The sequence below is a fragment of the Mesorhizobium sp. CAU 1732 genome, assembly GCF_039888675.1.
GTDB lineage: Bacteria > Pseudomonadota > Alphaproteobacteria > Rhizobiales > Rhizobiaceae > Aerobium.
In genome coordinates this window covers 1310296-1331507 of the sequence record NZ_JBDQQR010000001.1, presented here as the reverse complement: position 1 = coordinate 1331507, position 21212 = coordinate 1310296, and the positions used below count along the sequence as shown (strand labels likewise).

The following is a 21212-nucleotide window of genomic DNA, read 5'->3' as shown; positions in this document are numbered from 1 at the left end:
ACGCCCGCTGCTCGCCCGAAACGCGGTTCAGCCCCTGGTTGCGGTCGGCGACGGTGATGTGCTGACACCGGTGTCCGATGCGCTGGAAATCCATCATTGGATCGCCGGCTCGCTGTTCGCATCTTCAAGGGATGCAGGCACCTTCCGGCGCTTGAACAACCACCGCAGCCCTGCGCGATTGGTTGCAATGAAGTCTCTCAAGCGCAAGCGCGACAACATTGGCCGCCGAGACGAGCGATTTGCCACTGAAAAAGAGCTGCGAAAGCTATCGGCATCTATTGCCGGGACAACATCGCTTACACGCTGCTCTATCCCGCTCTACTCTTCAGCACTCCCCTTCATTCCCACTCGATGGTGCCGGGCGGCTTAGAGGTCACGTCGTAGACGACGCGGTTGATGCCGCGGACTTCGTTGATGATGCGGGTTGCCGCATTGCCGAGGAAGTTCATGTCGTAATGATAGAAATCCGCCGTCATGCCGTCCACCGAGGTCACGGCGCGCAGCGCGCAGACGAATTCGTAGGTGCGGCCGTCGCCCATCACGCCTACCGTCTGCACCGGCAGAAGCACGGCGAAAGCCTGCCAGATGGCGTCGTAGAGGCCGGCCTTGCGGATTTCGTCGAGATAGATCGCGTCGGCTTCGCGCAGGATGTCCAGCTTCTCGCGGGTGACGGGGCCGGGGCAGCGGATGGCGAGGCCGGGGCCGGGGAACGGATGACGCTCGATGAAGTGGTCGGGCAGGCCGAGTTCCCTGCCGAGCGCCCTCACCTCGTCCTTGAAGAGTTCGCGCAGCGGCTCGACCAGCTTCATGTTCATGCGGTCGGGCAGGCCACCGACATTGTGGTGCGACTTGATCGTCACGGACGGTCCGCCGGTGAACGACACGCTTTCGATCACGTCGGGATAGAGCGTGCCCTGCGCCAAGAACTCGGCGCGCTTGCCGTCGCGTTCGAGCTTTTTTGCTTCCTGCTCGAAGACTTCGATGAACAGGCGGCCGATCGTCTTGCGCTTCTTTTCGGGGTCCGCTTCGCCTTCCAGCGCGCCAATGAACAAATCCTGCGCCTGCACGTGCACAAGCGGGATGTTGTAATGCTCGCGGTACATCGAGACGACCTGCTCGCCTTCGCCCTTCCGCATCAGGCCATGGTCGACGAAGATGCAGGTCAGGCGCTCGCCGATCGCCTCATGGATCAGCACGGCCGCGACGGAGGAATCGACACCGCCCGAGAGCGCGCAGATCACGCGGCCGTCGCCGACCTGTTTGCGGATCGCGGCGACGGCCTGCTCGCGATAGGCGGCCATCGACCAGTCGCCTCTGAGCCCGGCGATGCGGTGCACGAAATTGGCAAGCAGCTTGGATCCGTCCGGCGTGTGGACGACTTCGGGGTGGAACTGCACCGCGTAGAATTTGCGCTTCTCGTCCGCGATGGCCGCAAAGGGTGCGCCGGTCGAAGTGCCGACCACGCGGAAGCCATCGGGAATGGTCGTGACGCGGTCGCCGTGGCTCATCCAGACCTGATGCCGGGTGCCCTTGGCCCAGACGCCATCGAACAGGGCGCATTCGTCCTCGATCTCGAGGAAGGCGCGACCGAATTCGCGGTGGTGTCCGCCTTCGACGGAGCCGCCGAGCTGGGCGCACATCGTTTGCTCGCCATAGCAGATGCCGAGAACGGGCACGCCTGCCTCGAAGATCATCTGCGGTGCGCGCGGACTGCCGATGTCGATCGTCGACGCCGGGCTGCCGGAGAGGATGACCGCCTTGGGCTCGATGCGCCGAAACGCCTCTTCGGCGGATTGAAAGGGCACGATCTCGGAGTAGACGCCTGCTTCGCGAACGCGCCGCGCGATCAACTGGGTGACCTGGCTGCCGAAATCGATGATGAGGACTGTGTCGGGATGAGCGGTGGTGTTCATGGCGAGCGCTTAAAGAAAGTGGGGTGATTCCGCAAGGTGTCAGAGGGCGATGTCGCCGCGTTCCAGTGCGGCGACCAACATATCCACCGATGTGGCGAGCTTCTCGTCGATGACATGAAGATACTCCGTCCAGTCACCGACGTGTTTCAGGTCGGCTGCGCCGTCCGAAATGCCGCGCAGGCCGATCATGGGCACGGCGAAACGCTGGCAGGCGCGAAGAACGGCAAACGTCTCCATGTCGACCATGTCGGCGTCGATCGCGTCATATGCGGCGCCGGTGACGATGTTGGCTCCGGTGGAGAGCGATGCCCGCGCGATGCCGGGAATGACTGGCGTGATTTCCACTACGCGCGGCAGATCGAGGAACGGCGTTTCGCCCCTGGGAAAGCCGAGCGCCGACGCGTCCATGTCGCGATAGGAGACTGACGAGGCCTGGTAAATCCCGGTCTGTTCGAGGATCCTGCTGCCTGCCGAGCCGAGAGACACGACGAGATATGGCAGAGATCCCACCGCTTCCATTCGGGCAAGCGTCGAGGACAGCACGATTGCGGCCTCTACGGGTCCGACACCCGTCATCAGCGGTGTGAGCCGCTGCTTCAGATGGGGTCCGTACTCAGCGGCGGCGGCCATCACGAAGAGGACGCTGCGTCCTCCGATCGTCGTGGCGCGAGGCAAATCAGCCGTTGATGCCATCGCGTCCACTGACCACCATGAGGGTCGCCGTCATCGTAGCGATCATCTTGGCATTGCCTTCGACATCATAAGCGTAGGCCTGCCCGTCCGCGACGATGATCGTGCGGCCGGGCTTGGTGACCGAGCCTCGAAACAGAAAACGCTCGCCACGGCCGGGCGACAGGAGATTGACCTTGAACTCGATCGTCAGCACCGCCGCATCGGCGGGCATGACGGAATAGGCGGCGTAGCCGCAGGCGGAATCCAGGGCGGTCGAGATGATCCCGGCATGAAGGAACCCATGCTGCTGCGTGAGTTCGGCCTTGTAGGCCATCTCGATCTCGACCTCACCCGGATTGACGCGGGTCAATTCCGCGCCTGCCGTCGCCATGATGCGTTGGCGATCGAAGCTCGCCCTGACGCGGGCCTCGTAATCGCCGTGCGGCTCGAATGTCACCGACATGCCCGATCCTTCACTATTGTTGTTCGCTTATGACAAAGCCCCGCCTTCCGCGCAATCGCGAATGACGCAGTGCAGCATGAAGCCGAGCGATGCTGTGGCCACACAGCCTAGTTGAGGAACCAGATCGACGCGTTGAGCACCGTCGCGAATCCCACCCAGAGCGCATAGGGAACGAACAGCGATGCCGCGACCCGGTCGCGATCCCATGCCAAGACGACGAAGGTAACGATCGCGACGAGCATCGCGATGATGATTGCCAGTGCACCGCCCACGCTCTGCAGGGTGAAGAAGACCGGCGACCAGAGGAAATTAAGTCCGAGTTGAACCCACCACGCGGTCATCGCGCCACCGGTGCGCGTCTCGCTCCAGATGCGCCAGCCGGCAATGGCAATCATCACATAGAGGAGCGTCCAGACCGGACCGAAAAGCCAGTTGGGCGGGTTGAAGGATGGCTTGTTCAGCGCCTGATACCACTCGCCGGGAATATTGTTCGCGCCGACCAGCGATCCTCCTCCCACCACCAAAGCGAGGAAGAGTGCGAGCGTCAGATAGCGGGTCATGGCGTTCCACGTAGCGATGGTTGCGGCTGCGCGTCAACGCGATGCCGCGTTGCCCGTTCCATCGCCGCAAAGAAGGCTAGCGCGACGCGCGCTCTATCACCGAGACGAAGAAGCCGTCGGTGCCGGACGTCGCGGGCGTCAGGACGATGCCCATGGCATCGGTCCGCGCCTTGCCCGATCCGCCTGCGAAGCGCGCTTCCCAAAGCGATTCGGGCGCAACGACGTGAAAGTCCGGCGCGGTTTCCAGAAATGCCTCGATCTGCCGCTGGTTTTCCTGAGGGAAGATCGAACAGGTGATGTAGACCAGCCGTCCACCGGGCTTCACATATCGCTTCGCGGCTTCGAGAATCGTCGCCTGCTCGCGCAGGCGCACATCGAGCTGGCGGTCAGTGAGACGCCATTTCGCGTCGGGCCTGCGCCGCCATGTGCCGCTGCCGGTGCAGGGTGCGTCGACAAGGACAAGGTCCATCTGGCCTTCCAGCGGCGCCAGACCCGCCTCGCCGGCCACCGTCTGCACGTTGCGGCCGCCCGAGCGGCGGAGCCTGTCGAAGATCGGCGCCAGGCGCTGCTTCTCGGCGTCGTGTGCGAAAATCTGGCCGCGATTGTCCATCGTCGCCGAGAGCGCGAGTGTCTTGCCGCCGGCGCCCGCGCAATAGTCGAGGACCTGCATGCCGGAATCGGCGCCCGCCAGATCCGCGACGATCTGCGAGCCTTCGTCCTGCACCTCGAACCAGCCCTTCTGGAAGGCAGCTTCGACCTGGACGTTGGGGTGACGGCCGTCACCGGCAATCGGCGGGATGCGAATGCCTTGCGCGGCAAGCTGGGTCGGCGCGGCGCCGGTCGAGGCCAGTTCCGCCAGCACCTTGTCGCGGTTGGACAGGAGCGTGTTCACACGCAGGTCGAGCGGCGGACGCGCGGCGAGCGCCGCCACCTCGTTTACCCAGTCCGATCCGAAAGCGTCTTCGGCGAGCGGCACGCACCAGTCGGGGCAGTCGGCCCGCACGGCGTCCGGCGCGTCATCCAGCGCCCGGCCGGCGAGTGTCGCGAGTTCGGCATCGTCCAGCGGCGGCGGTGCGAAGCGGTCGCCGTCCAGCGCCCGGTTGATGGCGGGACCGTCCATGCCGAGTTCCAGCACGAGCGCCCCGAAGCCGAGCGCGCGTGAGCTGTCCGAATCGAACAGCCAGCCGGCGGAGCGGCGGCGGCGAAGCGCGTCATAGACGATGTTGCCGATCGCGGCGCGGTCGCCAGCGCCGGCAAAACGATGCGACAGTCCCCAGTCCTTCAGGGCATCGGCTGCCGGGCGGTGTCGCCTTGCGATGTCGTCCAATACCTCAATGGCCGCAGCCAAGCGTCCGCCCAGTCTCATTTCGGAATTCCCGTTGTCGGTTGACCCGTTGCGCCGCTGTTAGACGGTTCGGGGACACGCGGCAAGCAAGCGAAACGAGAAAGCCTTCAGGTGGTTTCCAGATCGAGGCGCGGGGCCAGGAAGAGCGCCGCGATGATCGCGGACGCTGCGGCGGCGATCCAGACGGAGGCCAAGCCGAGCGCCAGAAACGCAACCGCGCCCAGCACCGCACCAAGCGCAAGGCCCATCCACAAAAGCGCGTACCAGATCCACGCCGTGCGGCTGCCGCCCAGGAATGCGGCGGCGATGCGCTGCCCCATCTTGACCAGCGTTCCGGTCATGTAGGTGACGCCGATGCTGACTTCGCCATTGCGCTCGAAGACGGCGTTCTCCGCGCCCATGGCCATGGCGAGTGCAGCGACTGCCAGCCAATGCGCGCCAAGCGCCTGCATGACAGCGGCCAGAAGGAGCATCGCGGTGACGAAGACCATGACCCGGCCCGGCCGCCTCGATCTGGCTTTCTGGCGGACGATCGTGCCGAGAACGACACCGGAGACAAAAAGGACGATCAGGAATGCAGGGAGCCATGCTTGCGGCTCTGCCTCGGCAAGGGACGCGCCAAGGCGCGTCGTGTTGCCGGTCATGAAGGAGACGAAATAGCCGCCAAGCTGCAGGAAGGCGACCGCATCCACAAAACCGGCGAGCGCCGCCATGGGTATGGCGACGATCCTCTCGCTCTGCGAATGCTGGATCATGCGACAGGCCCCGGCATGCCGCCAGCCCGCCGCATCGCGTCAGGCCTGAATGACGACGACCCGCGCACCGACGGGCACGCGCTCGTAGAGATCGATCACGTCGTGATTCATCATCCGCACGCATCCGCTCGACACGGCAAGGCCGATCGTTTGCGGCTGGGTGGTGCCGTGGATGCGGAACATGGTGTCGCGGCCACCACGGTGAAGATAGAGCGCTCGCGCACCGAGCGGATTGGTCGGGCCGCCGGGGACGCCGCCGGCGTACTGGCGGTTGCGCGGATCGCGGTTCATCATGTTCTGCGTCGGCGTCCAGCTCGGCCATTCGGCCTTGCGACCGACGGTGGCCTCGCCGCGCAGCGCGAGCCCTTCGCGGCCGACGCCGATGCCGTAGCGCATCGCGCGCCCGCCATCCATCACGTAATAGAGCCGGCGCTCCGGCGTATTCACGACAACCGTGCCAGGCCGATGGTTGCCATCATAGGCGATCTCGCGGCGGCGAAGCTCAGGCTTGATCTTCTCGAGCGGCATCGCCGACATCGGAAACCGCTCGCCCGGAATGGCAGCGTAGTTGAGCCGGTCGTTGGTGAACTCGGTCGTAGCACAACCTGCCATGAAGAGCGGCAAGCCGATGATAAAACCCCTACGCGAAACGGTCATATGTTCCCCTGCCTCTTGACGCAGCCATGATCTGACAGACCGATATGGCGTTATGGTTAACGAATGCTTGCCAAGGCTGCCCCGTCATTAACCCGGACGGAAAGACAGCACGATTCGCGCGAATACGGAAACGGGCGCGGCTGGACCGCGCCCGTCTGGTATCGCCCTCCGGCCGAACTCGCGTCCGGCCGGACAGTCATTTCTCCTGGTGCCGATCAGGCGAGATCGAAACGATCCGCATTCATGACCTTGTTCCAGGCAGAGACGAAGTCACGCACGAACTTCTGCCTGGCGTCGCTCATCGCGTAGACTTCCGAGAGCGCGCGCAGTTGCGAGTGGGAACCGAAAATGAGGTCCACACGCGTCGCGCTCCACTTGGAAGCGCCTGTCTTGCGGTCGCGGCCGTGATAGGTGTTCTCGCCGGTTTCCGTCCACAGCGTGCCCATGTCGAGCAGGTTGACGAAGAAGTCGTTGGTGAGGACGCCCGGCCGGTCGGTGAACACGCCGTGCTTCGACCCACCCGCGTTGGCGCCGAGCACACGAAGGCCGCCGAGCAGAACCGTCATCTCCGGCGCGGTCAGCCGGAGCAGTTGCGCCTTGTCAACCATCGCCTCTTCCGGCGCCATGAACTGCCTGCCGCCACGATAGTTGCGGAAGGCATCGGCGCGTGGCTGAAGAGCCGCGAAGGACTGCACGTCCGTCTGCTCCTGCGAAGCATCGGCACGCCCTGGCGTGAAGGAGACGTTCGTATCGACGCCGCCATCCTTCGCAGCCTTCTCGACCGCCGCAGCGCCTGCGAGGACGATCAGGTCGGCTAGCGAAATCTTCTTGCCGCCAGCCTGCGCCGCGTTGAAGTCGTTCTGGATCGCTTCCAGCGTGGCGAGAACCTTTGCAAGCTGTGCCGGCTCGTTGACCTCCCAGTCCTTCTGGGGGCTGAGGCGGATGCGGGCGCCGTTCGCACCGCCGCGCTTGTCGGAGCCACGGAAGGTCGAGGCCGACGCCCAGGCCGTCGAGACGAGTTCGGACACCGTCAGGCCGGATGCCAGCACCTTGGCTTTCAGGGCGGCGATGTCCTGATCGTTGACCAGTTCATGGTCGACGTCCGGGATCGGGTCCTGCCAGATCAGCTCTTCCTGCGGGACCAACGGTCCGAGATAGCGAACCTTCGGCCCCATATCGCGGTGCGTGAGCTTGAACCATGCACGCGCGAAGGCGTCGGCGAACTGGTCCGGGTTCTCGAAGAAGCGGCGCGAAATCTTCTCGTATTCCGGGTCGAAACGCAGCGACAAGTCGGTCGTCAGCATCGTGGGACGGTGCTTTCGCGACGGGTCGAACGCATCCGGGATAGAGGCCTCGGCGTTCTTCGCCACCCATTGCTTGGCGCCGGCGGGGCTGGCGGTCAGCTCCCACTCGTTCTCGAACAGATTCTTGAAGAACAGGTTGCTCCACTGGGTCGGCGTCTGCGTCCACGTGACCTCGGGGCCACCGGTGATCGCGTCGGCGCCGACGCCGGTGCCGTGCGTGCTCTTCCAGCCGAGCCCCTGATCCTCGATCGCGCCGCCATCCGGATTAGCTCCGACGAATGAGGGATCGCCTGCGCCGTGCGTCTTGCCAAAGGAGTGGCCACCGGCGATCAGCGCGACGGTCTCCTCGTCGTTCATCGCCATGCGGAAGAACGTTTCGCGGATGTCGCGGGCTGCGGCGATCGGATCGGGATTGCCGTTCGGCCCTTCCGGGTTGACGTAGATCAGGCCCATCTGTACCGCACCAAGCGGCTCTGCAAGCTCGCGCTCGCCGCTGTAGCGCTCGTCGCCAAGCCAGGTGCCTTCAGGTCCCCAGAAGAGCTCTTCCGGCTCCCAGACGTCGGCGCGGCCACCGGCGAAACCGAAGGTCTTGAAGCCCATCGATTCGAGCGCGACGTTGCCGGTCAGGATCATCAGGTCGGCCCAGGAAAGCTTGCGACCGTATTTCTGCTTGATCGGCCACAGGAGGCGCCGGGCCTTATCGAGGTTGGCGTTGTCCGGCCACGAATTGAGCGGTGCGAAACGCTGCTGGCCCTGACCCGCGCCGCCGCGTCCGTCGGTGATGCGGTAGGTTCCCGCGCTGTGCCATGCCATGCGGATGAACAGGCCGCCGTAGTGGCCGAAATCGGCCGGCCACCACTCCTGCGAATCGGTCATGAGGGCGTGGAGGTCGGCGATCACGGCGTCCAGATCGAGGCTCTGGAATTCCTTTGCGTAGTCGAAATCCTCGCCCATCGGATCCGAGAGGTCGGAATTGCGATGCAGGCCGTCGAGGTCCAGCATTTCCGGCCACCAGTCGCGATTGCGCTGACCGCTCGCGCCGCCGGTGAACGGGCATTTGCCCGCGCTGTCGTCAACCTTCTTGTCCATTTTGCATCTCCGATCGGTGGGCGGGTGTTTCGAACCGCCGCTGGTTGTGTTGGGCTCCGGGCGCGCGCCGACCCTGATGCGGCGACGCTCCTCTCTGGAATTGTTCCAAACTAACGCCCCCGATCGATAGACACAAATTGCGTTTCCTATTTATTTCGATAATCTGTGATTATGATACGCCTGACGATCCGGCAGATGGAATATTTCGAAGCGCTGGCCGACACGCTGCATTTCGGCCGCGCGGCCGAGATCGTCGGCGTGACGCAGCCGGCGCTTTCGTCGCAGATCGCGGAGATGGAATCACGGCTCGGATGCAAGCTCTTCGACCGTAGCGGCAAGACCATTCACCTCACCGACGAAGCGCGTGAGATACGCTCGCGCATCGAACGCATCCTGTCGGAAGCGCGTGAGATCGAGGCAACGCCACGGCGCGGGCGCGCGGCCATGGAGGGCCGGTTCCGGTTGGGCGTCATCCCGACGGTCGCGCCCTACATGCTGCCCTCTTTGTTGCCGGCACTGAAGCAAAGCTATCCCTCCCTGACGCTCGAGCTTCGCGAGGCAGTGACGGCGACGCTCATCGAGGAAACCGCCGCCGGACGTCTCGACGGCATGATCGCGGCGCATCCGCTCGATCACGCGGCGCTGACCGTGCAGATGCTGTTCGAAGATCGGTTCTTTCTTGCCGTACCCGCATCGGACCCTGGCTTCGTACTGCCGCCCGTTCCACCAGACAGTCCGGTGCTGGAGCGGCTCATGCTTCTGGAGGAAGGCCATTGCATGCGCGAGCAGGCGCTCGCGGTGTGCGGCCAGGTGCGTCCGACGGCGATGTCGAACTACGGCGCGACGAGCCTGACCACCCTTCTCCAGATGGTCGCGCACGGACAAGGCGTCACCCTCATACCGGAGATGGCCCGGCCGTCGAGCGAAGTCATCCCGGATTTGCGCGTGGTGCCGTTCGCCGAACCGATGCCCGCTCGCATGCTGGCTTTCGCATGGCGGCGAAACGCGGCGCGCCAGGGCGAGTGCCGCGCACTCGCCGAGACGATCCGCGACCTCGCGAACTCAGGCCGTCAGCAGGTGAACGGCGAGCAGAATCCACATGAAGACGAGCGCGATGAAGCCGAGCGAGAACGCAGGCTGGCGATAGCGCATGCGGTTTGACGTCACGTGGATGTAGGCGTGCACGTAGCGCGAAATCGCGAATATCCAGGCCAGCACGACGGCCAGGAGCCCTGCCCCCGCGACGGCATACAGCGTCAGGCAGCAAGCGTGGAACAGCACCGGCAGTTCGAACTGGTTCGCCAGATTGTTGCGCACGAACAGGCTTTCCGGCGGCTCCTTCTGGTTTTCCCGGAAGTCGGAAATCCTGACGCTGCCGGCCTGAACCGCAGCCTTGCGGCGCAGGAACATCAGGAAATAGATGCCGAAGACCAGCGCGACATGCGCGATCATCGGCCAGAAGATTGCGGTTTGGTTCATATGCACTCCTGCCGCATCCAACGGGATCGGTTGAGGCTCGATAGCACGGATATCGTCCTTGACGCGACGCCCCCTTGACAACGGCGCGTCACGTAACTTTATTAAGTACATGAAACGCGATACCAGACTGTCCGGCATGCTGCATCTGCTGCTTCACATGGCCGATGCGAAGACACCGTCGACCTCCGAAGAGCTCGCGCGCTACATGGACACGAACGCCGTCGTCGTCCGAAGGACAATGGCCGGGCTGCGCGAAGCCGGCATCGTCGTCTCAGAAAAAGGGCATGGCGGTGGATGGCGTCTGGCCCGCGACCTGGCCGACATCACGCTGGCACAGGTGCACGCCGCTATCGGGCGTCCGTCGCTGTTTGCTTTCGGAAACCGCAACGACCAGCCGGAATGCTTGGTCGAGCAGGCCGTCAACACGGCGCTGGACGATACGCTCGCGCAAGCAGAAGCGCTGATCTCGGCGCGCCTTGCCGGCATCACGCTCAAGGATATCGCGGAGGATTTCCGCCAACGCATGGCCGAGCGCGGCTGCGCCGCCACGGGAGAAAGACATGTATGACGTCATCATCATCGGCGGTAGTTATGCCGGAATGTCCGCCGCCATGCAGGTCGCGCGCGCAAGGCGACGCGTCGCCGTCATCGACGCCGGCATGCGACGCAATCGGTTCGCCACCGCGTCGCATGGGTTTCTGGGCCGTGACGGCCATGCGCCGGGCTTGATCGCAGAGGAAGCCAAGGCGCAACTGATGGCCTACCCGACAGTCGACTGGATCGTCGGAACCGCGATTCAGGCCAGCGGCACCATCGACGATTTCCGCATCACGACCGATACCGGGCGCGTGGTTTCAGGCAGGCGCGTCGTGCTTGCCACCGGCGTGGAGGATGTGCTGCCGGACGTTCCGGGGCTTGCGGGGCAATGGGGCGTCGGAGCGATGACCTGCCCCTACTGCCACGGCTATGAACTCGACATGGGACCGGTCGGCGTGCTCGCGACCAGTCAGAACTCGATCCATCAGGCGATGCTGCTGCCCGAATGGGGAACCACGACCTTCTTCACCGACAACGCGGTCACGCTCGACACGGACACGTCTGCGGACCTGGCGCGACGCGGCGTGACGATCGAGGAGACGCCTGTGGCAGCGATCGATGGTGACCCCGGCTCCCCGCTCGTGCGGCTTGAGGATGGGCGGCGCATCGAGATCGCCGGCCTGTTCGTTGCGACATCCGTTCGCATGGCGAGCCCGGTCGCCGAAATGCTCGGCTGTACGTTCGGTGACAGCCCGTTCGGTTCGATCATCGCGGTGGATGCGATGAAGGCAACCTCGGTGCCGGGCGTCATTGCGTGCGGCGACGTCACCCGTGGCGCGGGCTCGGTGGCGCTTTCGGTCGGCGACGGCGCGCTCGCCGGAACGATGGTGCACCGTTCGCTGGTCTTCCCCGAGACGGTGGAGACGAACAAGGCTGCCTGACGGTCAGCCGCCGACGGGATAGTTCGGGCTTTCCCGCGTGATCGCCACGTCGTGGGTGTGGCTTTCGCGCAGGCCGGCATTCGAGATGCGGACGAACGTCGCGCGCTGGCGCAGTTCGCCGAGGTTTGCGGCGCCGACATAGCCCATGGCCGCGCGCAGGCCGCCGACGAGCTGGTGGAGAACGCCGGAAACGGGACCCTTGTAGGGAACCTGTCCCTCGATGCCCTCGGGCACGAGCTTCAACTGGTCGCGCACTTCGGCCTGGAAGTAGCGGTCGGCCGAGCCACGCGCCATCGCGCCGACCGAGCCCATGCCGCGATACGCCTTGAACGAGCGGCCCTGATGCAGATAGACCTCGCCGGGGCTTTCGTCCGTGCCGGCGAGCAGCGATCCGATCATCGCAGCGGATGCGCCGGCGGCCAGCGCCTTCGCCAGATCGCCCGAGAACTTGATGCCGCCATCGGCGATGATGCCGACGCCTGCCTTGTCGGCCGCTTCCACCGCCGACATGATCGCCGAAAGCTGCGGCACGCCGACGCCCGCCACGATGCGTGTCGTGCAGATCGAGCCGGGGCCGATGCCGACCTTCACGCCATCCGCGCCCGCATCGATCAGCGCCATCGTACCGTCCGCCGTCGCGACGTTGCCGGCGAGGATGCGAACCGAGTTGGACAGCTTCTTCGCGCGTGTCACGGCATCGAGCACACGCTGCGAATGGCCATGGGCCGTGTCGATGACCAAGAGGTCGACGCCCGCGTCGATCAGGCGCTCGGCGCGCTCGAAACCATCGTCGCCGACGCTGGTTGCCGCTGCGACCCGCAGACGGCCTTGCGCGTCCTTGGCCGCGTTCGGATTGAGCTGCGACTTCTCCATGTCCTTGACGGTGATGAGGCCGACGCAGCGGCCCGCGTCGTCGATGACGAGCAGCTTCTCGATGCGGTGCTGGTGCAGGAGGCGCTTCGCCTCGTCCTGCTCGACCGTCTCGCGCACGGTGATCAGACGCTCATGCGTCATCAGTTCGCGAACCTTCTGGGCCGGATCGGACGCAAAACGCACGTCGCGGTTGGTCAGGATGCCGACCAGCTTGCCGGTCACGTGACCGCCCGTTCCGCCATTCTCGACAACCGGAATGCCCGAGATCCCATAGGCGCGCATCAGGGCCTGCGCATCGCCAAGCGTCGCGTCCGGTCCGATCGTCAGCGGGTTCACGACCATGCCGCTTTCGAATTTCTTGACCTGACGAACCTGCTCGGCCTGCTCTTCGGGCGAGAAATTGCGGTGGACGACGCCGATGCCGCCGGCCTGCGCCATCGCGATGGCCAGCCTGGCGTCGGTGACGGTGTCCATGGCCGCCGAGAGGATCGGAATGTTCAGTTCGATGTCGCGGGCGATTTTGGTCCGCACATCGGTCTGGCCGGGCATGACTTCGGAGTGACCCGGCTGAAGCAGCACGTCGTCGAAGGTGAGCGCCAAGGCGCCGGTTGCGGTCTCGATTATTTTTGCCATTGCCGATCCTTCGACGTTCGGATGCACGGGAGGAGCGCTGAAGCCTGACGGCTCGCGGCTGCTCTCCTCCTCCCTTTGCGGATGGCGGTGGCTGGTACCACGGCGGCGACTGCTTGAAAAGCCGTCGCCGCCTGATTTCGTCTGGTCAGGCAGCCTGTGCAGTGCGGATTTCGAGCGCGGCGCCGGAGAGTGCATTGCCAAGCCCGGCGGACTGCCATGCGCGCCACGCATCGACCGGATGACGCGAAATCGTCCCCGGTAATCGCGAATCATAACTGCGCAGACCGACCGGATCGCCGTCGAAGTGAGATCACAAGCGCCGACGCGCGGGTAACAGAGCTGACGCTCGCGGGAAAATCCACATCGCCGGAGCACGATTTGCATCCATCTGAACGCGGAAAACGCCGATTTCCGGCCCATGCCAGCCGTTTTGCGCGTTGCCTCGCAACTGCGCGCCGCCAAGGGTTGCGAACAACCGGCAGCAACGTGCCACATTTCACGCTGGCTTCACGGCCCAAAGGGCACAGTGTTGTCAGGCGGGGATGATGTACGAGGCATCATGCCCCTGCCCGGGAAAGTTCCTGGAGGCCGCGGGCCGACACGACACGGCTTTGCGATGGATGAGCGGCCCGGACCGCCGTCTCTCCGCCTCCAGGAGCGCCCTGGCCCGCGGGTCAGGCAGAGTGCAGGGTGGCGCAAACAAGATGGTGGATAGAACAGGTTTTACACATCGGGGAACGTCTGAACATGGCGGTGATTCGGCGGCTCCCATCAGTCTTTCCTCAAGCGAGGGCACTGCGTTGCTCAGTGGACGCGGCATGAGGCAGGTCGAAGCGGGTCTTGAAGCGTGGCGGGCGAAGTCGGCCACCCGCCCCGCGGTCGGAGCGGAGCGGTATCCGTATCGGGCGGATATTGCCGCCGAACGCCGGAAGAGCTGGTCGCGTCGGCGCATGCAGCGTTTGCTCGAAAGAATGAACGCCCGGCGCCGCGCCGCGGACTGATCGCAAGGAAGGGACCCAGTCGATCAGGCCGCGCTGCGTATCGGCAAGGCCGCCGGAAACGGCAACCCGGACACGTGTAGTTGGTGCGTATGTATCCTCAGAAGTTGATCCATAGGCTGACACGAACGGGAGAACCGGAGATGCACGGCGGCATTGACCAGTGGCCCCGAACGGCCGTGGCAGGCGGAGCCTGCCCGGTCGGTCGGAGCGATATTTTACATGGCTTTCCAGGGATCGGCGTTGCCGGTCGCAAACGCGATTCCGCGCTCTATGTCGGGGTCGAAGACCCTGACACCGGCGCGATGGACATCGAGCGGACGCGCGAGCTCTTCGAAGCGCTCGCGATACGGATGAACGGACACACCGCCTCATCCGTGGAGCCGCGCTACGAAAACCCCAACATCCCGTCGGGCTATACCTATCTGGCCCAGTTCGCCGCGCACGATTTGTCGGTGAACAGCGAGGACCGTGCGGAACTCGGCAAGACCGTCAACGCGCGCAACATGCGCAGCCTGCCGCTGGCACTCAATGCGCTTTATGCGAGCGGGCCGTCGATCTCGTCCTTCTGCTACCAGCATGCACCGAGCTTCTCGCCGGACTTCGCCCGGCTGAGGCTCGAGCGCGTCGGCAAGGAGAACGGGAAAGCCCCGCGCCGCGATATCGGCAGGCTCTGCGAATACGAGGCGGCTCTGCCGCGCAGCCGGCCGCTGACGGCGGATGCCCGCAGCGACGACAATGCGATGATCTCGCAGCTCACCGCGCTGCTCTCGATGGCCCACAACGCCGCCGTAGACGTCTCCGCGCGTATTCGACCCGACGACACGCCCTTCGCGCACTACAAGCGCGCACGGCTTGCGACCACGCTCGCCTACCGCTCGATCCTGCGCAACGACCTGTTGCGCCGGCTTCTCGATCGCGAGGTTTTCGCCTGGTATAACCGCTCGAACGATCCGGGCCGCTTCCTCACCGAGATGGAAGACGGCTCGCCGGTGACGCGCGAATTCGCCCATGCAGCGTTCCGGATCGGCCATTCGATGGTTCGACCGTTCTACAAGTTCAACGATCACAGCGAGACGCACCCCATCCAGCGCGTGCTGACGCGGACATCGGAGTTAGATCCGCAGGAAGTGCCGCTCGACCGATGCTGGATCGCGCAGTGGTCGCGCTTCTTCGACATTCCCGGCGCGACCGCGCCCGGAATGCTTCAGCGCGGCATGAAGATCGGCCCCGGCTATGGCAGCGCGCTCAACGCGCATTTCAAGCGTCCATACGAGAGCGTCGGCTCCGGCCTCGCCATGCGCGACCTGATGCGCTCGGCGGTGTCCGGCGTGCGCAAGCTCGACAGCCTGCGGACCGGCATCACGCGTGCCGCCCCGTCCGATTTTCCGCACCGCGGATGGCTGCGCGACGGGGCCGCGCATCGCGAACTGCTTGAAGGCTGGGCGCGCCGGGCAACGCCGTCCGGCGGTTTCGGCGGCGTTTTCCCGCCCGCGATGAGCGACGCGCAGATAGAGGCATTCGCTTCAAACCCGCCACTTGTGCTGTTCGTCACGCTCGAAGCCGCGGCAAAGCCCTGGCATGGCGAGCGCCTCGGCCCGATCGGCTCGATCATCCTTGCCGAAACATTCTTCCGCGCACTCGACGACGATGCCGCTCTCGACTTCCTCGCGGCGTCCGAGGACGAGGCAGGCGAGGAAGCAGTCGACATGGTCTATGGCACGTCGGTGCCGTCGACCATGCCGGATCTCGTCTTGTGGCTCGACCGCAACGTGTCCGCGAGCGAAAAGGTGTTGCCTGACGGACAGGCAATACCGATCATATAAAAAGACCAAAGATAACAACGGGTTTTAACAGGGAAAAGGGTAGCAACATGGACATCCACGAAGGACCGCACGGACGTTTCAAGGTTATCGACCACCTGGCTTTCGGCAAGCTTATCCACAAATGGGCCAACGATGCCGACAACGCTCCGCAGACGATCGACGAGCTCAAGGCCGCGCTGGAGCCGGGTATCGCACTCGTGCCCACCCGCTACACGCAGATGCGCACCGTGCAGCCGAAGGAGGAGGAATTCATCCTGCGCCTGCCGCCCCAGCACATGATCAACAACACGATCGAGGAACTGAGCGGTCCGGCTTCGGACCCGAAGTCGACATACGCCGTGCCGGACTTCTACTTCCTGAAGATGCGCAGCGCCGACGGCGCACCGGCAAGTGTCAGCAACGATCACATCAGCAACGGTGATTTCTTCTATTCGCGTGTGGCCGACTACACGCTTTCCGTCTGCCGCTGACGGATCGGTGCATCATCGGACACCCGCTCGGGTGTCCGATGTCACGCCAATCCGGAATTGGCCAGGCTGTTCCGTATACGGGTACGCGTATCCCCATCGCGTATCGGGAACATGTCGGCCAGCCAGTCCCCGGCAACGCGGGGGCTGGGTGGCTTTTTTGATCGCCAGTCGAGGCTGAGCGACCGATACAGATCGGTCGCTTCCTTGCGGGCCTTCGCGGCGTGGCCGAGTTCGCACAGCGCTGCGATAGTCCAGGTCTTCATGCCGTAATAGCTATGCTCGACGCGCGACGACGCGTCGAGCGCGGCATCGAAATCATCCGACAGATAGTGGATGCCGGCGAGATAGCTCCAGTGCTGGGGGGCGAGCGTCACACCCATATCGACGATGCGCCGCGCGAGCGCGCCTGCTTCTTCCTTGGCTCCGCAGAACGCCAGGCCGTGGGTCGCGGAGGTCAGCACCCACGGATCGTTGCCGTTGAGTTGCAGTGCCGTGCGATACGCGTTTTCCGCCTCTCCGAACTGCTCCAGCAGTGCGTGCGACCAGCCGAGGCTGAGATGAGCCTTGGCGTCGAGCGGATCGAGGAGCCGCGCCGTGCGTGCGTGATCGAGCGCCATCTGCGTGGTATCGGCATCGCGGAAGCTGCCGGGACACACGATGTGGCGGCCATTGGCGTGCTGCGCGAGCGCGCTGTGGGCCGGGCCGAACCCCGGCACGTCGCGGATGATCGACTGGAGCAGGTCGAGCGCTTCCATGTCGTCGGAATCGCGCCAGCGATGCATGTGCTGCTGCGCGCGGACCCATGTATCGAAATGGCTCTCCGGCAGCACCGAGTGGCCCGGCAGGCGGCGAAGCCGATCGGCCGACAGGTGCATGTTGAGCGTCGACGCCATGCGACGGACAAACGTTTCCTGCGCTTCGCACAATTGCTCGACGCCGCCGCGAACGGTCTCGCCCCAGATGAAGCGGCCATCGCGCTCGTCGCGCAGATTGAGGCTGTAAGCCATCTCGTCGCCGACCTGACGACCGGACAGAAGGATGGCGTAGGCCGGACGCTGGCCAGCGACGCCGCTGTCCGCCCAGTCGACGACCGTCCATTCCCGGAAGCGAACGAGCAGCGAGATCAGTTCCAGCCGAAGCCCGGCGATGGTTCGGGAAAGCGCGGATTTCGGATCGGATTCGTCCACCGCAGCGACGATCAGCACCGGGCCGGCATCGTCGGAAAGCGGCAGCGCGGGGGCGAGGCTCGGCGGCGACACCTCGCGCGGACCGACCAGTCCGAGCTTGATGTCGGCATAGAGCTTCTGGGTTTCGGGCGCCGGCTCGGCGTCGAATTCCTCGTCCAGCGTGCGCCACAAGGTGTTGTAGATTTGGAGCGCCCCGGACTGGTTTCCCTGCACCGCGCGCGCATGCATGACGAACCGCGTCGCCGGTTCATGGGAAGGGTCGAAAGCGATAAGCGCCTTGGCCCAGTCCTCGCGCTGCTGGACGTCCGCCGTCTCGGATTGGAACTGCTTTTCGATCGCGTCGAGGAACATGTCTCCCCAGAACTGCCGCTGGACGCGCGCCCAGGCGGAAAAGCTGTCGTCGAGATCGTCGCAGCCGTGCAGGATGCGGTTGCCGTAGCGCAATTCGTGCAGCAGCGTCGAATCGGGAAGGATGCCGTCGCGGATCGAGGCGAGCAGGTCCTTCAGATCCACCTGCACGCGGCTGCGATCGACAGCCAGCGTTTCCTTATAGGCATGAAATCCGTCGAAACCGACCATTTCGAGCGCGTGGCGGATGGAGCGCACGACCTGGCGAAGCGACGTGCGCGCACGCTCCTCGCTCGACGTCGACCACAGCAGGCCGGCCGCGAATTGGCGCGACACCTCGCCGGTCTCGGAGGCGCAGAGATAGGCAAGCAGAGCATCCGCCTTGCGCGACAGCGTACGGGCCCGACGTCCCTCGCACACGAAAGCCGGCTCGCCCACGATCATGATCTGAAGGGCGGGTTTCGTTGACAGTACGTTGTCGGCCGACATGCGCATTGTATTAGAAATATCAAATGATTCGGATTGTTGAAACGCCCGTTATAGTGAACCCACTCGATTTTCGTGTCGCGGCCAGTCTTCGCGTTTCCGGGCCGTCAGGCGTTTGCAGCAAAGGCGCGACCACCTTGACCACGGGAATGCCATAGGCCGGGTCGGTCAGATCGGCAACGCTGCATGAAATGCCAAGGTCCGCGAGGCGGCCGGCCAACTGCGTGACCGTCTGCGTTTCAGAACGGATAGGGCGATCGGCTTCAGCGCCGCGCAAGCGCATGTCGGATGCTGAAAGACGCGTCATCCGCTCGATCTGGCGCAGTTCGGTTGCCACGAGTGCCTCCTTGCCGTTCCTCTCCAACTTCGCAGCGGCGAGTGCGTTCCCTAACTCCATCTGGGCAAGTTCATTGAGGGCGGCAAGACAGGCTGCGTCGAACGTTCCGCGGGCGGCGAAACCGGCAGCGAGACCATACCCATCCACCGTGCATGACAAGGCGGCCGCGACCGGCAATCCGACGTCGGAAGTGAGATCGAGGAACCACGTCTCGCGCGTGCTGCGGCCGTCGCGCATGCGGGCGATCATATCCGCAACGGAGCGGTCGAGGCTTGCCAGGGGGATAGGGACAGCCCGCGCGCCGCCGTCCCACCACAGGCTCATGGCGTCGCGTTCGACCAGTTCGCACAGTGCGGACAGCGTCGCTTCTTCCGCCGTCCGCCCCGCCGCGCAACCGAGGCTCAGCCCGGAAGCCGGGGCGCCAACAGCGTCGCGGAAGCAAAGATCCGTTGGGATTATGATCTCGGCATCGTCGTGAAGCCGGCGACCAGGAACGCCGCCTTCATGACCCGACAGGCTGGGCCGCGTACACAGGAACTGAGCCATCGTTTCCGCCGCTTCGCCCACGCAGCGGCGAAAGGCGCGCTGGCGATCGGGGTCGGCGGCGCCGGCTGAAAAATCCCAGCGCCGGCCGGTCGCGGCATCGTCGACATGAAATTTCGCACCGACGAATGCGAATCCCGGCGCGTCGACCATCGGGAGTTGGAACAGGTCGTCGAAACGGCCGGCAACCAGCTTCAGCCGTTCGAGATCGGGGTCGGGAATCGCAGCGCTCACGCTCCCACAATCATGGGCGCCCGCGGGTAAGTCCAGTGTTCAGCTCAGCGTGCGCTTAACCGCGTCGGTCCATCCCGCCAGTTTGGCCCTACGGGCCCTATCGTCCATCGCAGGCTCGAACCGCCGATCGAGTGCCCAAGCCTTGGCGAACTTCGCAGCCTTCGGCCAGACACCGGCACGCGAGCCCGCCAGCCACGCCGCTCCGAGCGCGGTCGTCTCGAGGATGGTCGGGCGATCCACCGGCGCGTCGAGCAGGTCCGCAAGGCGCTGCATCGTCCAGTCTGATGCCACCATGCCGCCATCGACGCGCAGAACCGTCTTTTTCGCGGATCCGTCCTTCCAGTCCTTCTTCATCGCGACCAGGAGATCGTTGGTCTGGAACGCGACGGATTCGAGTGCTGCGCGGGCAAACTCGGCCGGACCCGAATTTCGCGTGAGGCCGAAGATCGCGCCCCGCGCATCCGCATCCCAGTGCGGCGCGCCGAGCCCGACGAAGGCCGGCACGAGATAGACCTGCTGCGTGTCGTCGGCCTCGGCGGCGAGCGTCCCGCTGTGCTCCGCCTTGCCGATCACCTTGATGCCGTCGCGCAGCCACTGCACTGCTGCGCCAGCGATGAAGATCGAACCTTCCAGCGCATAGGTGGTCTTGCCGTCGAGCCGGTAGGCGATCGTGGTGAGCAGCCGATTCTTCGAGCGCACGAGGCGTTCGCCGGTGTTGAGCAGCGCGAAGCAGCCCGTGCCATAGGTCGACTTCATCATGCCCGGCTCGAAACATGCCTGGCCGATCGTCGCCGCCTGCTGGTCGCCTGCAACGCCGAGAATTGGGATTTCAGCGCCGAACAGCGACTTTTCGGTGATGCCGAAATCGGCGGCGCAGTCCTTCACCTCCGGCAGCATGGCGGCAGGAATGCGCAGAATGTCCAGGAGTTCCTGATCCCACGCATTCGTCTCGATGTTGTAGACGAGCGTGCGCGACGCGTTGGTCGCGTCGGTGACATGCGCCTGTCCGCCCGTCAGCCGCCAGATCAGGAAACTGTCGATGGTGCCGGCGAGGAGTTCGCCCTTTTCCGCCCGCCTACGCGCGCCCTTCACCTTGTCGAGAAGCCACGCGATCTTGGTGCCGGAAAAATACGGGTCGAGCAGCAGCCCGGTCTTGCGCGCGAACTTGGCTTCGAGCCCGTCCTTCTTCAGCTTCGCGCAGACCGAAGCCGTGCGACGGTCCTGCCAGACGATCGCGTTGTGGATCGGCTTGCCCGTCGCCCTGTCCCAGACAATGACGGTCTCGCGCTGGTTGGTGATGCCGATCGCGGCGATCTCGCCGGCGGTCAGTCTCGCCTTTTTGAGCGCGGTCTTCACCGACCAGAGAACGCTGTCCCAGATTTCTTCCGGGTCGTGTTCGACCCAGCCGGACGCGGGATAATGCTGGGTGAATTCCTTCTGACCGATGCCCGCGACTTTCATATCGCCGTCGAAGACGATCGCACGGCTCGACGTCGTGCCCTGGTCGATCGCCAGAATGTAACCGCTCATCTGTCCTCCCCTCGCCCGCCTGTCACGCGGGT

18 protein-coding genes are annotated in these 21212 nt (G+C 64.7%); 5 read left to right on the top strand and 13 right to left on the bottom strand.

Translation table 11 applies throughout. The features are described 5' to 3' along the window. Nucleotides 1-338 precede the first annotated feature (338 nt). The 8 genes from guaA to katG form a co-directional block, all read right to left on the bottom strand. The gene (gene guaA, locus AAFN55_RS06490; protein WP_347798044.1) at nt 339-1913 is read right to left on the bottom strand and encodes a glutamine-hydrolyzing GMP synthase; all 1575 of its coding nucleotides are present in this window, start codon (nt 1911-1913) and stop codon (nt 339-341) included. Nucleotides 1914-1952: 39 nt separating this feature from the next. Continuing rightward, nucleotides 1953-2606, bottom strand: coding sequence for a 5'-methylthioadenosine/S-adenosylhomocysteine nucleosidase (locus tag AAFN55_RS06485; RefSeq protein ID WP_347798043.1), 654 nt, complete (start codon nt 2604-2606; stop codon nt 1953-1955). After that, nucleotides 2590-3048 (bottom strand): PaaI family thioesterase, encoded by a 459-nt coding sequence (locus AAFN55_RS06480; protein WP_347798042.1) that lies wholly within the window; start codon nt 3046-3048, stop codon nt 2590-2592. Before AAFN55_RS06480 ends, AAFN55_RS06485 begins: the two co-directional genes overlap by 17 nt. Nucleotides 3049-3155: 107 nt before the next feature. Then, on the bottom strand, nt 3156-3608 hold the full coding sequence (locus tag AAFN55_RS06475; RefSeq protein ID WP_347798041.1) for a TspO/MBR family protein: 453 nt from the start codon (nt 3606-3608) through the stop codon (nt 3156-3158). 76 nt (nt 3609-3684) lie between these two features. Further along, nucleotides 3685-4974, bottom strand: a complete 1290-nt coding sequence (locus AAFN55_RS06470; RefSeq protein WP_347798040.1) for an RsmB/NOP family class I SAM-dependent RNA methyltransferase — start codon at nt 4972-4974, stop codon at nt 3685-3687. Between the two features lie 86 nt (nt 4975-5060). Next, nucleotides 5061-5708 (bottom strand): YoaK family protein, encoded by a 648-nt coding sequence (locus tag AAFN55_RS06465; RefSeq protein ID WP_347798039.1) that lies wholly within the window; start codon nt 5706-5708, stop codon nt 5061-5063. Nucleotides 5709-5747: 39 nt separating this feature from the next. Further along, nucleotides 5748-6365 (bottom strand): L,D-transpeptidase, encoded by a 618-nt coding sequence (locus AAFN55_RS06460; protein WP_347798038.1) that lies wholly within the window; start codon nt 6363-6365, stop codon nt 5748-5750. Nucleotides 6366-6580: 215 nt separating this feature from the next. Beyond that, nucleotides 6581-8758 carry a catalase/peroxidase HPI gene (katG, locus tag AAFN55_RS06455; protein WP_347798037.1) on the bottom strand — a complete coding sequence of 726 codons (2178 nt, stop codon included), beginning with the start codon at nt 8756-8758 and terminating at the stop codon, nt 6581-6583. Between the two features lie 171 nt (nt 8759-8929). Between katG and AAFN55_RS06450 the strand changes: the two genes are divergently transcribed. Continuing rightward, on the top strand, nt 8930-9919 hold the full coding sequence (locus tag AAFN55_RS06450) for a hydrogen peroxide-inducible genes activator (RefSeq protein ID WP_347798036.1): 990 nt from the start codon (nt 8930-8932) through the stop codon (nt 9917-9919). Here the strand turns inward: AAFN55_RS06450 and AAFN55_RS06445 are convergent. Beyond that, nucleotides 9821-10237: an MAPEG family protein gene (locus tag AAFN55_RS06445; protein WP_347798035.1), complete on the bottom strand. Its 417-nt coding sequence runs from the start codon at nt 10235-10237 to the stop codon at nt 9821-9823. The two genes, AAFN55_RS06450 and AAFN55_RS06445, sit on opposite strands and share 99 nt — an antisense overlap. A gap of 109 nt (nt 10238-10346) precedes the next feature. Here AAFN55_RS06445 and AAFN55_RS06440 point away from each other — a divergent pair, with 109 nt between their 5' ends. After that, a complete protein-coding gene (locus AAFN55_RS06440) occupies nt 10347-10805 on the top strand; it encodes an Rrf2 family transcriptional regulator (protein WP_347800201.1) in 459 nt (152 codons plus the stop codon). Further along, on the top strand, nt 10798-11715 hold the full coding sequence (locus tag AAFN55_RS06435; RefSeq protein ID WP_347798034.1) for an NAD(P)/FAD-dependent oxidoreductase: 918 nt from the start codon (nt 10798-10800) through the stop codon (nt 11713-11715). Before AAFN55_RS06440 ends, AAFN55_RS06435 begins: the two co-directional genes overlap by 8 nt. Nucleotides 11716-11718: 3 nt before the next feature. Here the strand turns inward: AAFN55_RS06435 and guaB are convergent, their stop codons facing one another. Then, nucleotides 11719-13221, bottom strand: coding sequence for an IMP dehydrogenase (gene guaB / locus AAFN55_RS06430; RefSeq protein WP_347798033.1), 1503 nt, complete (start codon nt 13219-13221; stop codon nt 11719-11721). Nucleotides 13222-14362: 1141 nt separating this feature from the next. On the opposite strand from guaB, the gene AAFN55_RS06425 reads away from it, so the two are divergent. Further along, nucleotides 14363-16045 carry a peroxidase family protein gene (locus tag AAFN55_RS06425; protein ID WP_347798032.1) on the top strand — a complete coding sequence of 561 codons (1683 nt, stop codon included), beginning with the start codon at nt 14363-14365 and terminating at the stop codon, nt 16043-16045. Between the two features lie 47 nt (nt 16046-16092). Beyond that, complete coding sequence (locus AAFN55_RS06420) at nt 16093-16515, top strand: hypothetical protein (protein WP_347798031.1); 423 nt, start codon at nt 16093-16095, stop codon at nt 16513-16515. Between the two features lie 41 nt (nt 16516-16556). On the opposite strand, the gene AAFN55_RS06415 is transcribed toward AAFN55_RS06420, so the two are convergent. The 3 genes from AAFN55_RS06415 to glpK are packed head-to-tail and all read right to left on the bottom strand — an operon-like array spanning nt 16557 to nt 21180. After that, nucleotides 16557-18539 carry a BTAD domain-containing putative transcriptional regulator gene (locus AAFN55_RS06415; protein WP_347798030.1) on the bottom strand — a complete coding sequence of 661 codons (1983 nt, stop codon included), beginning with the start codon at nt 18537-18539 and terminating at the stop codon, nt 16557-16559. Between the two features lie 19 nt (nt 18540-18558). After that, nucleotides 18559-19650, bottom strand: coding sequence for a YcaO-like family protein (locus AAFN55_RS06410; RefSeq protein WP_347798029.1), 1092 nt, complete (start codon nt 19648-19650; stop codon nt 18559-18561). Between the two features lie 39 nt (nt 19651-19689). Further along, nucleotides 19690-21180: a glycerol kinase GlpK gene (gene glpK / locus AAFN55_RS06405; protein WP_347798028.1), complete on the bottom strand. Its 1491-nt coding sequence runs from the start codon at nt 21178-21180 to the stop codon at nt 19690-19692. Nucleotides 21181-21212 lie beyond the last annotated feature (32 nt).